Origin of the sequence: Mesorhizobium sp. LNHC209A00, from assembly GCF_000502915.1 — a bacterium.
Lineage (GTDB): Bacteria > Pseudomonadota > Alphaproteobacteria > Rhizobiales > Rhizobiaceae > Mesorhizobium.
Window position 1 is genome coordinate 88,979 of sequence record NZ_AYWT01000001.1, and the last position, 12,972, is coordinate 101,950.

Here is a 12,972-nt window from a genome sequence, read left to right on the forward strand (position 1 = left end):
CCGTCTGGATCAGTTGTCGGTGGTCGTTTGCGCAGCCTTGGCACCGGCCGCCTGATCGGGCGCGACGGGGCCGGCACTGCCACGCTTGGCAGGCACGAGAAGTGTCGTGTTCTGGACGCCGTACTTCCACGGGTCGACCATCTGCATGACGGTGTTGGCGGCCTGTGCCTCGCCGGTGCCGGACGTCACCCCTTCGCTGCGCACGTAGTCGTCGCTGGTGCAGCCGCTTGCCAGACCGGCAAGAAGCAGGGCGATGCACCATTTCAGGATCAGACGCATGGCTCAGTCCTTCGGCAGGTCGAGGAAATGACCGACTTTGGTGGCAGGAGCGGCCCGTGCCGCACTGCCATCGGCCAGCGCCAGCGCGCGGCCCGTATCCGACGCCTTCACCTCCTCGGTGTTGTTGAGGAAATAGTCGACATTGCTGGCGGGCTGGGTGCCGTCGGTCGGCTCGGCCAATTTCTTCGACGGATCGACCGGCTTGACCAGGTACGGCGTGACGATGATGACCAGGTCGGTCTCGCGCCGCTGATAGGATTTCGACGAAAACAGCGCTCCAAGCACCGGCATCTTGCCAAGGCCGGGAATGCGAGACGTGGTGATGTCGTTCTGGGACTGCAAAAGCCCGGCGATCATGAAGCTCTGGCCGTTCTTCAGGTCGACCGAGGTCTTGGCGCGGCGCACGATGAAGCCGGGCACGGAAATGTTGCCGATATTGTAGGATGCCGACGCATCGATCGAGGAGACTTCCGGCGCGATGTCGAGGCTGACCAGCCCGTCCTTGAGTACGGTCGGCTTGAAATCCAGGCTAACGCCATATTTCTTGTAGCTCACCGAAATCTTGCCGTTGTCCTCCGAAACCGGGATCGGAAATTCGCCGCCGGCCAGGAAGCTCGCTGTCTCACCTGAACGCGCGATCAGGTTCGGCTCAGCCAGCCGACGGGCAAGGCCGCGCTCTTCCAGCGCCTTGATGGCAATGTCGATCGAGACGCCGTTCGACAGCAGTCGGCCGATGATCTCGCCGTTCCCCGCCGCTGGCACCGTGCCCGGATCCAGTGAAACGTCGCGACCGCCGAAGCCGTAGGCGAAATTGGCGCTGTATTTCGCGCCCAAGTCCTGCCCTGCCTGGCGGTTGATCTCGACGAACCGGACATTGAGCTGAACCTGCTGCGACGACGAGATATTGACCGAGTTGATCACTTCCTCATTGCCGGAAAAGCGGCTGGCGATCTTGCTTGCCTTATCCGCCGCAACGGCGTCATCCGCCTCACCCGACAGCACGACACGGCCGTTGGCCGAGCCGACCTTGATCTTGGCGTCCGGCACACTGGCACGGATTGTGTTCGCCAATTGGTCGGTGTCGAGCGTCACCTCGATGTCCACGGTGCCGACGAGCTGCTTGTTCTGGTCGAACAGCGCAATGCCGGTGGTGCCGAGATTGTTGCCCAGCACATAGAAGGATTTGTCGGTCAGCGGGTTGACGTTCGCGATTTCCGGATCGCCGATGACGATCTGGTAGAAGGCGGCGCTCGTCATGATCGTCTTGGGCTTGCCCTTGGCAACCTTGATCGACGCATTCTTCGTCGACGAGACATAGACGATGTCGTTGTCCGCCTTTGCCGCTCCGGGCAAGGCGAGCACGCCGCTCGCAGCCAGGGCAAACGCCGTTGCCAGGGCGCGCACGAAGCGCGACCGAGCCGTCATTCGATATAGGGTACGCATCAACATTGTCCCGTCCCGCCCGGTCCCCACCGGTCTTTACTTCTGGTCCCGCGTTGGAACCTGATATTCCTCGGCCTGCGTGCCGCGCGTCACGATGATCGTCTTGAATTTCGGCTTCTCCGGCTCCTTCGCTATGGCATCGAACAAAGAGCCGGCCACGGCCTGTGTCTTGGAAGCGACGGATCCGCCGAAGGAAGAGATGGTGGTGACGCCGTTCTTGCCATCGCCGCCTTCGCTGGCGGAGCGAAGCGACAGCGACAGCGTTCCGACGGTACGGGCAAGCGCCACTTTCTGCGCGCCGTCGCTCGTCACCTCGAGGGTCACGGAATTGGCCACCTGCGGCGTTGTCTGGCGCTCGTCGGCGCCCTGCCCGACGCTGAGCACCTTGGCGTCGGCAACGACGATCTCCGAGGTGATGGTCGAACCGGCAGCCCCTTGCGCGTTCTTGGCGACTTCCTGGATTTCGCCGGCGTCGCGGGTCAGCACGACATCGACCCGGTCGCCCGGCGTGACGAAGCCACCGACGCCGGCGATCTCGTCAGTGCGGATGGTGACCGCCCGCATTCCGGGCGTCAGCATGTTGGACAGCGTCGCGCGGCCGTTCGGTCCCGACAGCTTGGTGAGCAGCACCGGCTCGTTGATCTCGATCGGCGACAGCGCGACCCGGCCGCCTTCGCCAAGCAATCCATCGATGGTGGCAAAGGCGCCCTGCGGAAGGGAATCCTGCGGCCACGGGATTTCGCTGAGCTTGGCGCGGTCGAGTTCCATGCCGTAGCGCAATGGCGCGTTCGCCACCACGATGGTCTTGAACTCGATCCTGGGCGCGGCCGGAGCAGCGATCGAGGCCGTTTTCTCCTGGGCATCGGCCTTGGCCTGGCTCTTGACCCAGAAATCCGCGACAAAGATCGAGATCGCCCCGAAAACGGCGGCGATGCCGATCATCGTTATGGCCTTGCCCCTCACGCCGAAAACCCCTGATGCCGGTCGTTTCTTGTTATGTTGGGCTCACGCTAGGCGGCATTGTTAAAGAATCAGGAATATTGCGCGGCGGCATTTGAGCTATTTCCGCCCGCTTGGTTATCGAATGGTTTTAGGGTAAGAGCAGTTAAATCCCCGAACGTAACAGGAACCTCCGTCGCTTGGCGCTGAAAAGCGTGGCAGTATCGACGGGGTGATTCGCAGCTTGGACTCTATGGCAGGCATGGACGACAACAACGATCTTTTCGGCAATCTGGAGAAACAGCCGCAGCCGGTTCGCACGCCGGCGCGCCCGGCGGATCCGCTGGTGCAGGCGGCCGCCAGGCGGCCAGCCGCAACCAAGGATGGCAGCGAGGGCTACAGCGCCGCCGACATCGAGGTGCTTGAGGGCCTTGAGCCGGTGCGCCGCCGGCCAGGCATGTATATTGGCGGCACCGACGACAAGGCGATGCACCATCTCTTCGCCGAGGTCATCGACAATTCGATGGACGAAGCGGTTGCCGGCCATGCCACCTTCATCGATGTCGAACTCTCCGCCGACGGCCATCTCACAGTCACGGACAATGGCCGCGGCATTCCGGTCGACATGCACCCAAAATTCAAGAAGCCGGCGCTCGAAGTCATCATGACGACGCTGCATTCGGGCGGCAAGTTCGACTCCAAGGTCTACGAGACATCAGGCGGCCTCCACGGCGTTGGCGTCTCCGTCGTCAACGCCCTGTCGGATCATCTCGAGGTCGAGGTCGCGCGGGGCCGCCAGCTCTATCGCCAACGCTTTTCGCGCGGCGTCCCGGTGACCGGACTGGAGCAACTCGGCGAAGTTCACAACCGGCGCGGCACAAAAATCCGCTTCCACCCCGATGAGCAGATATTCGGCAAGGGGGCGGCCTTCGAGCCGGCGCGTCTCTACCGCATGACGCGTTCGAAGGCTTACCTGTTTGGCGGCGTCGAGATCCGCTGGACCTGCGATCCCTCCCTGATCAAGGAAAAGGATCAGACACCGGCCAAGGCGGAATTCCATTTCCCAGGCGGCCTCAAGGATTATCTGAAGGCGTCGCTCGGCGACGACTTCCAGGTGACGCGCGAAATCTTCGCCGGCAAGAGCGACAAGCAAGGCGGCCATGGCTCGCTGGAATGGGCGGTGACCTGGTTCGGTGGCGACGGCTTCATCAATTCCTACTGCAACACCATCCCGACCGGTGAAGGCGGCACCCACGAAGCCGGCTTCCGAAACGTGCTGACGCGCGGCCTGCGCGCCTATGCCGACCTCGTCGGCAACAAGCGCGCCTCGATCGTCACGTCGGAAGACGTCATGATCTCGGCCGCCGGCATGCTGTCGGTGTTCATCCGCGAGCCGGAATTCGTCGGCCAGACCAAGGACAGGCTGGCGACGATCGAAGCGATACGCATCGTCGAGACCGCGATCCGCGACCCGTTCGACCATTGGCTGGCCGATAATCCGCAGGAAGCCTCGAAGCTGCTCGACTGGGTGATCGCGCGCGCCGACGAACGCGTGCGCCGCCGCCAGGAAAAGGAAGTGTCGCGCAAGAGCGCGGTGCGCAAGCTGCGCTTGCCGGGCAAGCTCGCCGACTGCACGCAGAACGCGGCGGCTGGTGCCGAACTCTTCATCGTCGAAGGTGATTCCGCCGGCGGCTCGGCCAAGCAGGCACGCGACCGTGCCAGCCAGGCCGTGTTGCCGCTGCGTGGAAAAATCCTCAACGTCGCCAGCGCCGGCAATGACAAGCTTGCCGCCAACCAACAGATATCGGACCTGATCCAGGCGCTCGGCTGCGGCACGCGGTCAAAATACCGTGACGAGGATTTGCGCTACGACCGCGTCATCATCATGACCGATGCCGATGTCGACGGCGCCCACATCGCTTCGCTGCTGATCACCTTCTTTTACCAGGAGATGCCGGCGCTGGTGCGCGGCGGCCATCTCTACCTGGCGGTGCCGCCGCTTTACTCGATCAGGCAAGGCGGCAAGGTCGCCTATGCCCGCGACGACGCCCACAAGGATGAGCTTCTGCGCACCGAGTTCACCGGCCGCGGCAAGGTCGAGCTTGGCCGCTTCAAGGGCCTGGGCGAAATGATGGCCGCGCAGCTCAAGGAAACCACCATGGACCCAAGGAAGCGTACCTTGCTTAGGGTTGATGTGAACGAAATCGATTCCGCCACCAAGGACAGGGTCGATGAGCTGATGGGCACCAAGCCCGAAGCCCGTTTCCGCTTCATCCAGGAACGCGCCGAATTCGCCGAGACGGAAGTGCTGGATATCTAGCCGCTGGCGCGTTTAGCTTGCATTCCTGACATGGAGACCAGCATGTGACCTGGCCGCGGCTGAAGACCTATTTCGAGACGAGCCTGGCCGGGCTGACGCAACCGACACGCTCTGACTGGATTTTTGCGCTCCGCACCGTTTCGGCCGGCATGATCGCATTGCTGGCCGCTTACGCGCTGAAGCTCGACCATCCGCAATGGGCGATGATGACGGTGTTCATCGTCGCCCAGCCGGTTGCCGGCATGGTGCTGGCGAAAGGTTTCTACCGCCTGCTCGGCACGCTGGCCGGCGGTGTCGCGGCAATCGGCATCACCACGGCGTTCGGTACCGGCCCCTGGATTCTGGTGACGGCGCTTGCCGTCTGGATTGGCATTTGCACCTTCGTCTCGTCGCTGCTGCGCAATCCCGAGGCCTATGGCGCGGCCCTTGCAGGCTACACCGCAATGATTATCGGCCTGCCCGCTTTCGGACAACCGCATCTGGTCGTCGACCTCGCGGTCGCGCGTTGTGCCGAGATCGTGCTCGGCATCGTCTGCGCCGGCCTGACTAGCCGGCTGATCTTGCCAAAACTGGCCAGCGACGCCATCGTCTCGCGGCTGAAACGCTGCATTCTCGACCTCGCCACCTATGCCGGCGGTGCGTTTTCAGGCGGCGACCGGGGAACGCTGATCGGCCTGCACCGGAAGCTTGTCGCCGATACCCAGACGCTTGGCGAGATGCGCGCCTATGCCAGGCTCGAAGCGCCGAGCTTCGCGCCGCGCGCGCATCCGGTGCGGCGCACCATCGGACAACTGCTTTCGGCTCTTTCGGCGGCGCGCGCGCTCTATTCGCATGCCGCTCCGAAAAACGCGGCCCTCATCCCGGTGCGCTCGGAACTGCAGGCCCTTGTCAGCGAACTGGCAGCCAAGCCGGGAGCGCTGGACGATACCTCATCCTGGGTGGCGCGGCTCGACGCGATCTCGATCAAGGCCCGGCAAATGCCCGACGCCTCGACCGACCAGGGTGAGGACAGGGTCGGCACCATTACCCGCCTCACCGTAGCGGCCGATTTCGCCGAGGCGCTGAAACAGGTGCTGCGTGGCCTCGACGCCTTGCGCGCGCCGGTCACGCGCCGTCCAGGTCCCGGCAGCCAGCAGCCGGCCCTGGTGGTGCATCGCGACTATCCCGGTGCTGCGCGCAACGCCATCCGTGCGGCCGTTGCCACGCTGCTGGTCGCTGCTTTTTGGCTGACGACGAAGTGGTCGGAAGCGGCCGGCACCGTCATCCTCGTTGCCGTGGTGTCGAGCCTGTTTGCCGCTCGCCCCGACCCCGTGCAAGTATCCTGGGGGTTCTTCAAGGGCACGCTGCTCGCTTTGCCTTTTGCCTTTCTCGTCGGCCAGGTTGCGCTCCCCGCTCTGCCCGGCTTCGGCTGGTTCATGCTGTTCGTCGTGCCCATCATGGTGCCAGCGGCACTCGCCATGGCCAATCCGCGCTATGTTGGCGTGGCGACAGCCTTCGCCATCAACTTCCTGGCCTTTCTCAGCCCACATCAGGCGATGACCTACGATCCCGGCCCCTTCTTCGCCGGCTCGGCATCGATCCTGGTCGGCATCCTCTTGGCCATCGGCGTCTTCATCGTCGTGTTGCCGGCCGATCCCTGGCTCGCGGCCGACCGCATCGTGCGCGCCATGCGGGAGGATCTGGCGCGGCTTTGCCTGCATGAGCGCGTGCCGAGGCGTTCGGCCTTCGAGAGCCTCGCTTATGACCGGGTCAATCAGTTGATGCCGCTGGTCCAGAATTCCGGCAGGAAGGGTGAGGCGGTGCTGGGAGGCGGCGTCGCTTCCGTCACGGTCGGCTTGGAGATCCTGCGACTGCGCATTGCCAGCCAAAACCATGCCATCCCATCGGAAACGACGCTTTCAATCGCCAATTTCCTGAGGGGACTGGCGCGCGAGCTGCTTTTCCGTACCCTTGGCGATCCGCAAACAGCGACCATTGCCGTCGCCCGGCAGTATGCGGCAGGCATCGCCCAGCGAAACGCCACTGGGGACATGCTGCGGATCGCGGCGTCCCTGCGCATCATCGCCGCGGCGATGGAGGACTTCCCGGACTTCTTCGCGAGGGAAAAGATTTAAGCTGCGGCGATCGCCAGCGCATGGCCGCGTGCATTCTCACGCAGGGCGCCGAGATGGATCGACTTGACCAAGGCGGCAAGATCGCCTTCGGCGGATTGCCCGCCTAATTCCTTGAGCATCAGCCAACTGACTTCCTGCACGCCGGCGACGCGCTTACCGTTGGCAACCTCGCGCCAGATTTTCAGGGCGCGCAGGATGACGGCATGCGTGGCGGCAGCCATGCCGGCACCGCGGAACAGCGCCTGCAGGGCCACGTCGTGCCCGCCGGCCAGCAGCGCCCTCACCCGTGCTTCGGACTGCTGGCTGAGCGCGACCAGCGCCGAGCCGAAGAAATCGACCTTGCCATGCGCGATTGTGCGGATCAGGAAGCTCGCGGTCAGGTCGCCGCGCAGCCTGAGATGCTCGATCAGGGCCGCGTGCTCTTCTTGGCGCGTGCCCTCGATCAGCGTCACCGAGGCCTTGACGCAAGCATCGCGCATGACCCGGTCGGCACGCGCGGCTCCCATCAACGCCATGACCAGCGGCGATGTCTTCAATGTCTCGCCGAGCTTGACGAGCAGCATATGCCGGCAGTCGGCAGGCAGCCTGATGTCCGAGATCAGCGCCTCGCGCACCAGAGGCAGATGCCCATGGCGTTCCGCCATGCGCCGGAAGCTGAGTGACGCGATGTCGGCGCCGCTATTGGCCAAAAGCACGGCGCAGGCCTCCGCCTCGCCGATCTCGGCGATGGCCGCCGAAAGCGCCATCGAGACTACAGGCCGGTCGGCGATCAGCTTCTGCGTTGCTTTCTGGCTCGCCGCCACGCGGTTGATCAGGTCGGCGTCGGTGAGCAGCGGCGAGCGCGCCAGCACGACCCCGGCGACCTCCGGCTGGTCTGCGGCAAGCGCACTGATGATCTGCAACGGCGCGTGATGGCTCATCGAGAGCGCTTCCGCCATCGCCAGCCGCACTTTCGACGAGGCGTCGTCGAGCAGCAGCGTCAGCGCCGCCTCGGCGGCGCAGCGATCCTCGAACGGCAATTCGCAATTGACATAGGCTCGGGCCAGCGCATGGGCCGCGGCGGCGCGCTCCGACACCCTGGCCGTGTAGATCCATTTCAGAAAATGCGAAACAACAACCATGCCGTCTGCTCACGCCCCTCGCCGGAGGGTTTCCGGCCCCGTGAGTAGGGTAGGCAGAAATGGTTTACGAACGGTTCACCATGTTCATTAACTGGCTTGCGAGGGCCTGAAGCAGCGCCTATCAACCGTCAGACAGCGCAGGAGGCGGAAGATGGCAGGGCTATATCTCGAGGAGTTTATTGTCGGCCATGTCTTCCATCACACGCTGCGCAAGACCGTCACCGAGAGCGACAACATGCTGTTTTCGGTGATGACGCTGAACCCGCAGCCGCTGCATATCGACTTCGATTTCGCCGCCAAGAGCGAATGGGGCAAGCCGCTGGTCAACTCGCTGTTCACGCTCGGCCTGATGATCGGCATTTCGGTCAACGACATCACGGTCGGCACGACGGTAGCCAATCTCGGCATGAAGGAAACCGTGTTTCCTCACCCGGTCTTTCATGGCGACACCATCCGCGTCGAAACATCTGTCGTCTCGGTGCGCGAATCCAGGTCGAAGCCCGACCGCGGCATCGTCGAATTCGAGCACCGCGCCTACAACCAGCATGGCGATCTGGTCGCCAAATGCATCAGGCAAGCGATGATGCTGAAGAAGGCAGACTGATGCGCTCGCTGCTGTTCGTTCCAGGCGATTCCGAACGGAAGCTGGAGAAGGGATTTGGCGCCGGCGCCGACGTGGTCATCGTCGATCTCGAGGACTCCGTGGCGCCGCGGAACAAGGAGCGGGCGCGCGAGATCGCGGCGCGCTTCATCCTCGAACGCAGGGGGCAAACCAACTCGGCGCTCTATGTCAGGGTCAATGACCTCTCGACCGGGATGACGGACGATGATCTTGCCAAGCTCGTTCCGGCAAGACCGGACGGCATCATGCTGCCTAAATCGAACAGCGGCCAGCATGTGCAGCAGCTCGCGGCCAAGCTCAGGGTCCGGGAGGCTGAAAACGGCCTGCGCGACGGGTCGATAAAAATCCTGCCGATCATCACCGAAACTCCGGCGGGTGTGCTCGCCGCCGCCACCTATGCGGGGACAAGCGCACGGCTCGCCGGTCTCACCTGGGGCGCGGAAGACCTGTCGGCGGCGATAGGCGCACGCTCTGCCCGCGACGAGCACGGCCGCTACACCGATCTCTTCCGTCACGCCCGTCTGACGACCATTCTCGCGGCCGGAGCCGCGGAAGTCGCCGCGATCGACACCGTATTCCCCGGCTTTCGCGACATGGCGGCCCTCGCCGCGGAATGTGCCGAGGCCGAGCGTGACGGTTTCACCGGCAAGATGGCGATCCACCCCGATCAGGTGTCTGTCATCAACGCTGCGTTCACGCCCTCTGCCGAGGCGGTGAGACAGTCGGCGGCTATCGTAGCGGCCTTCGAGGCGGCCGGAAATCCGGGCGTCGTCGGCATCGACGGCAAGATGTTCGACCGCCCGCATCTACGGCTGGCCGAACGGCTTCTGGCCCGCGCGAAAGCCGCCGGCATATCCGCCTGACGGCTACTCCTTGCCCCAGCGCGGCCGGCGCATCGCAAAGACCTCGTCGACGCTGGCATAATCCATGTAGCCGAGACGCGCCACATTGCCGGCCTTGGTGATGTCGAACAGGCCGTCTTTCAGGAAAGCATCCTCGATGTGCACGCCGATCACCTCACCGGCGACGACAAAGGCACTCGTTGGCGATCCGTCCAGCGCCTTTGGGTGAAACACTTCCGTAACCCGGCATTCGAGCGCCGCGGGTGCAGCCGCCACGCGCGGCGGCTTGACGAGACGCGAAGGCGCCATGGCGAGATCGGCATAGACGAACTCGTTGACGCCGCGCGGCGCGTCGACGGATGTGTAATTCATCTTCTCCGCAAGATCGCGGCTGACCAGGTTGGCGACGAACTCGCCGGTTTCCTGCGCAAACGAGGCGCTGTCCTTCTCGCCTTCGGAGGAAAACCAAACGATGAAAGGCCGGGTCGAGAGGGCGTTGAAGAACGAATATGGTGCCAGATTGACCTCGCCTGCCTTGTTCAGCGTCGATATCCAGCCGATCGGGCGCGGCGCCACGATCGCCTTCGACGGATCGTGCGGCAGTCCATGCCCCTTGGACGGCTCGTAGAACATTCAGCCCGCCCAGGGTCCGGCGTAATCGGTGTAGAGCTTGGCCGGATCGGGCCGTGGCCGCTCCGGCGCCGGACCGGCGTAGGAGCCGATATGGATGAAACCGACGACGCGCTCCTGCGGCGCCAGTCCGAGGATCGCCCTGCCCTCCGGCACGTCGGAATACCAGTTGCTGATCATGTTCGTGCCATAGCCCAGTGCATTGGCCGCGATCACCAGGTTCATCGCCGCCATGCCTCCGGATAGGAACATCTCCCATTGCGGGATTTTTGGGTTTTCCCTGGCAATGGATACGACACCGATCACCAGTGGGGCGCGCGAGAACCGCGCCAGTTCCTGGTTGCGACGGCCTTCCGGCAACGGCCCCTCGCGCTGTTCGGCCAAGGCCGCTAGTTTCTTGCCGATCTCGATGCGGGCTTCGCCGCGATAAAGGATGAAGCGCCAGGGTTCGAGCCGTCCATGGTCGGGCACGCGCGTGGCGGCAGTGATCATCGTGGCGATATCGGCGTCGCTTGGCGCCGGTTCCCTGAGGTCGGGGATCGGCGCCGAATTTCGGGTCAGCAGGAAGTCGATGATCGGCGACGCCATGGACGCAAGTCTCCTGAAACACTCTGTCTTGAGCTGAAGCGCACCATCGGGAATCGGGTGGCTTGGGCAAAGGCGCGCTAACGCCGGGCTGAAGAGTCCCGGATCGGACTCTTAAGCCTTGAAATTGCCACCGCCATGGGCTTCAACGCAAGGCATGTTTGAGGGGCGACTGCGTCTTTTCCTGGTTCGGCTCTGCGCCGCGCTGTTCCTGCTGCCGGTCTCCATGGCTGTCGCGCAGGAAAAGGACGGCGTCGGCGACCTGAAACTTCCCGGAATTTCGAGCTATGCAACGCCGAAGAGCGAGACCCCGCTGGCGCTTGGCGGCGGTGGCGCCATCACGCTCTCGGCCCAGTTGACCGACAAGGGCACCGACATCACACGTGGACTAGTCTGGCGTGTCTTCAAGCCCGAAGCGGTCAACGGCAAATTGCCGATGGTCGCCTCCTCCCATGGCGGCAGCGCCGTCTTCCAGCTCGAGCCCGGCAGTTACCTGGTCCACGCTTCCTATGGCCGCGCCGGCGCCACCAAGCGCATCACCGTCGGCAAGGAAGCCAAGCGAGAAAGCCTCGTGCTCGATGCCGGCGGCCTGAAGCTCGACGCGGTTCTGTCCGGCGGCGTGCGCATTCCGCCGAAGAAACTGCGCTTTTCGATCTATGAGGGCACCGCCGAGGCCAATGGCGACCGCGCGCTGATCATTCCCGATGTCGAACCCAACAGCGTCGTGCGGCTCAATGCCGGCATCTACCATGTCGTCTCGACCTACGGCGCGGTCAATGCGGTCATCCGATCCGACATCCGCGTCGAGGCCGGCAAGCTGACCGAAGCCACCGTTGAGCATCACGCCGCCGAAATCACCATGAAGCTGGTGCGCGAGGCGGGCGGCGAAGCGATTGCCGACACCTCGTGGTCGCTGCTCAACGAGTCCGGCGATCCGATCAAGGAAACCGTCGGCGCCTTCGCTTCGATGGTGCTGGCCGAAGGCGACTACACCATCATCGCCAAGAACCGCGACCGCATCTACCAGAAGGATTTCACGGTCGTTGGCGGGCAGAACCAGGAGATCGAGGTTCTCGCCACCGAAGCAGCGGCGATGGATCCGGAGGAAGGCGCGGACTAGCTTTCAGGCAGCCAACTTGGTTCGTGCCGGGAGGAACGGAATGCGACGGCGCGGCAGGCTCGGCGCCAGATCGAATACACCGCGATAGAGACGGTCGAGCAACGTTTTGCGGTCGCGCAACGGCTCCAGTTCGTTCCAGCTCAGCACATTGCCGACACGCACGTCGATCGCCCTGCCGGACAGCCGCGCGAATTCACGAATGAGCAGCGAGGTGCGCAAGGTCAACGAGGCCTTGCCGACGAATTTGGCCACACGCCCGTCGCGCTCGGCCATGTTCATCGGCCCACTGACCAGATGGAAAAGCCTGCCGTTCTGGCCGGAGAAATGCATCGGGATGACCGATGCCTTGGCCTCCTGGACGAGACGGGCGGGAAACATCTTCCACGGCAGGTCACGCGCGCGGCCAAAACCCTTGGGCGCTGTGGCGACGCCGCCGGCCGGAAACACCACGATCGTGACACCTTCCCTGAGCAGCCGCACTGCTTCATGCCGCACGGCCATGTTGTTCTTCACCGCGTCCTTGGTCTCGGAAAAGTCGATCGGCAGCGAATACGGCTCCATCTCGCGGATCCTGAGCAGGTCCTTGTGGATCATCACGCGGAAGGGCCGGCCGAGTTGCTCAGCCAGCGAGAGCACGGCAATGCCGTCGCCGATTCCGAAGGGGTGGTTGGCGACGATCACCAGCGGCGTATTGGGCAGATCCTTCGGCGGCCATTGGTCCGGGCTTTGCACGCGCACGTCGATGAGGTCCAGCATTCGGCTGAACACACGTTCGCCCGGCGGAACCACCTGGCGGCGCCAGAAATCATAAAGCGCGGCAAAGCGATCGCGGCCCGACAGGCCTTCGACCGAATGGATGAACCAGCGCGCCAGCGCCGGCTGGTGCGGATTGGCATAGGAAAGCTCTGGGAACGGTCGTTCGCGCGATTTCAGCTTGAGCATAGGGGCTCGTTACAA

12 protein-coding genes are annotated in these 12,972 nt (G+C 63.8%); 5 read left to right on the forward strand and 7 right to left on the reverse strand.

Features of this window, described 5'->3' with window-relative positions; translation table 11 throughout:
• Window positions 1-9: 9 nt before the first annotated feature.
• From X739_RS165300 to cpaB, 3 genes are read right to left on the reverse strand one after another with little or no spacing between them, the layout of a single operon-like run.
• Window positions 10-279, reverse strand: a complete 270-nt coding sequence (locus X739_RS165300) for a hypothetical protein (protein WP_023783225.1) — start codon at window positions 277-279, stop codon at window positions 10-12.
• A 3-nt stretch (window positions 280-282) separates the two neighbouring features.
• Window positions 283-1,728 (reverse strand): type II and III secretion system protein family protein, encoded by a 1,446-nt coding sequence (locus tag X739_RS165295; RefSeq protein ID WP_023770026.1) that lies wholly within the window; start codon window positions 1,726-1,728, stop codon window positions 283-285.
• Between the two features lie 30 nt (window positions 1,729-1,758).
• Entirely contained in the window at window positions 1,759-2,685 is a 927-nt protein-coding gene (cpaB, locus tag X739_RS165290; protein ID WP_245273760.1) for a Flp pilus assembly protein CpaB, read from the reverse strand.
• A gap of 238 nt (window positions 2,686-2,923) precedes the next feature.
• Between cpaB and parE the strand changes: the two genes are divergently transcribed.
• Together parE and X739_RS165280 are read left to right on the forward strand one after the other, a co-directional pair.
• Window positions 2,924-4,981 carry a DNA topoisomerase IV subunit B gene (gene parE / locus X739_RS165285; RefSeq protein ID WP_023770024.1) on the forward strand — a complete coding sequence of 686 codons (2,058 nt, stop codon included), beginning with the start codon at window positions 2,924-2,926 and terminating at the stop codon, window positions 4,979-4,981.
• A 44-nt stretch (window positions 4,982-5,025) separates the two neighbouring features.
• On the forward strand, window positions 5,026-7,095 hold the full coding sequence (locus X739_RS165280) for an FUSC family protein (protein ID WP_023791473.1): 2,070 nt from the start codon (window positions 5,026-5,028) through the stop codon (window positions 7,093-7,095).
• On the opposite strand, the gene X739_RS165275 is transcribed toward X739_RS165280, so the two are convergent.
• Entirely contained in the window at window positions 7,092-8,216 is a 1,125-nt protein-coding gene (locus X739_RS165275) for a DUF2336 domain-containing protein (RefSeq protein ID WP_023791477.1), read from the reverse strand. The genes X739_RS165280 and X739_RS165275 overlap by 4 nt on opposite strands.
• A 151-nt stretch (window positions 8,217-8,367) precedes the next feature.
• Here X739_RS165275 and X739_RS165270 point away from each other — a divergent pair, with 151 nt between their 5' ends.
• Both X739_RS165270 and X739_RS165265 read left to right on the forward strand, forming a co-directional pair.
• A complete protein-coding gene (locus X739_RS165270) occupies window positions 8,368-8,820 on the forward strand; it encodes a MaoC family dehydratase (RefSeq protein WP_023791480.1) in 453 nt (150 codons plus the stop codon).
• Window positions 8,820-9,701, forward strand: coding sequence for a CoA ester lyase (locus X739_RS165265; RefSeq protein ID WP_023770020.1), 882 nt, complete (start codon window positions 8,820-8,822; stop codon window positions 9,699-9,701). The genes X739_RS165270 and X739_RS165265 overlap by 1 nt, the downstream gene beginning before the upstream one ends.
• Before the next feature lie 3 nt (window positions 9,702-9,704).
• On the opposite strand, the gene X739_RS165260 is transcribed toward X739_RS165265, so the two are convergent.
• Both X739_RS165260 and X739_RS165255 read right to left on the reverse strand, forming a co-directional pair.
• Window positions 9,705-10,313: a flavin reductase family protein gene (locus X739_RS165260; RefSeq protein WP_023783220.1), complete on the reverse strand. Its 609-nt coding sequence runs from the start codon at window positions 10,311-10,313 to the stop codon at window positions 9,705-9,707.
• Window positions 10,314-10,898: a nitroreductase gene (locus tag X739_RS165255; protein WP_023791485.1), complete on the reverse strand. Its 585-nt coding sequence runs from the start codon at window positions 10,896-10,898 to the stop codon at window positions 10,314-10,316. It abuts the gene before it with no gap.
• A gap of 154 nt (window positions 10,899-11,052) precedes the next feature.
• On the opposite strand from X739_RS165255, the gene X739_RS165250 reads away from it, so the two are divergent.
• Window positions 11,053-12,015, forward strand: a complete 963-nt coding sequence (locus X739_RS165250; RefSeq protein ID WP_023783218.1) for a hypothetical protein — start codon at window positions 11,053-11,055, stop codon at window positions 12,013-12,015.
• A gap of 3 nt (window positions 12,016-12,018) precedes the next feature.
• On the opposite strand, the gene X739_RS165245 is transcribed toward X739_RS165250, so the two are convergent.
• Window positions 12,019-12,957 (reverse strand): GNAT family N-acetyltransferase, encoded by a 939-nt coding sequence (locus tag X739_RS165245; RefSeq protein ID WP_023783217.1) that lies wholly within the window; start codon window positions 12,955-12,957, stop codon window positions 12,019-12,021.
• Window positions 12,958-12,972: the final 15 nt, after the last annotated feature.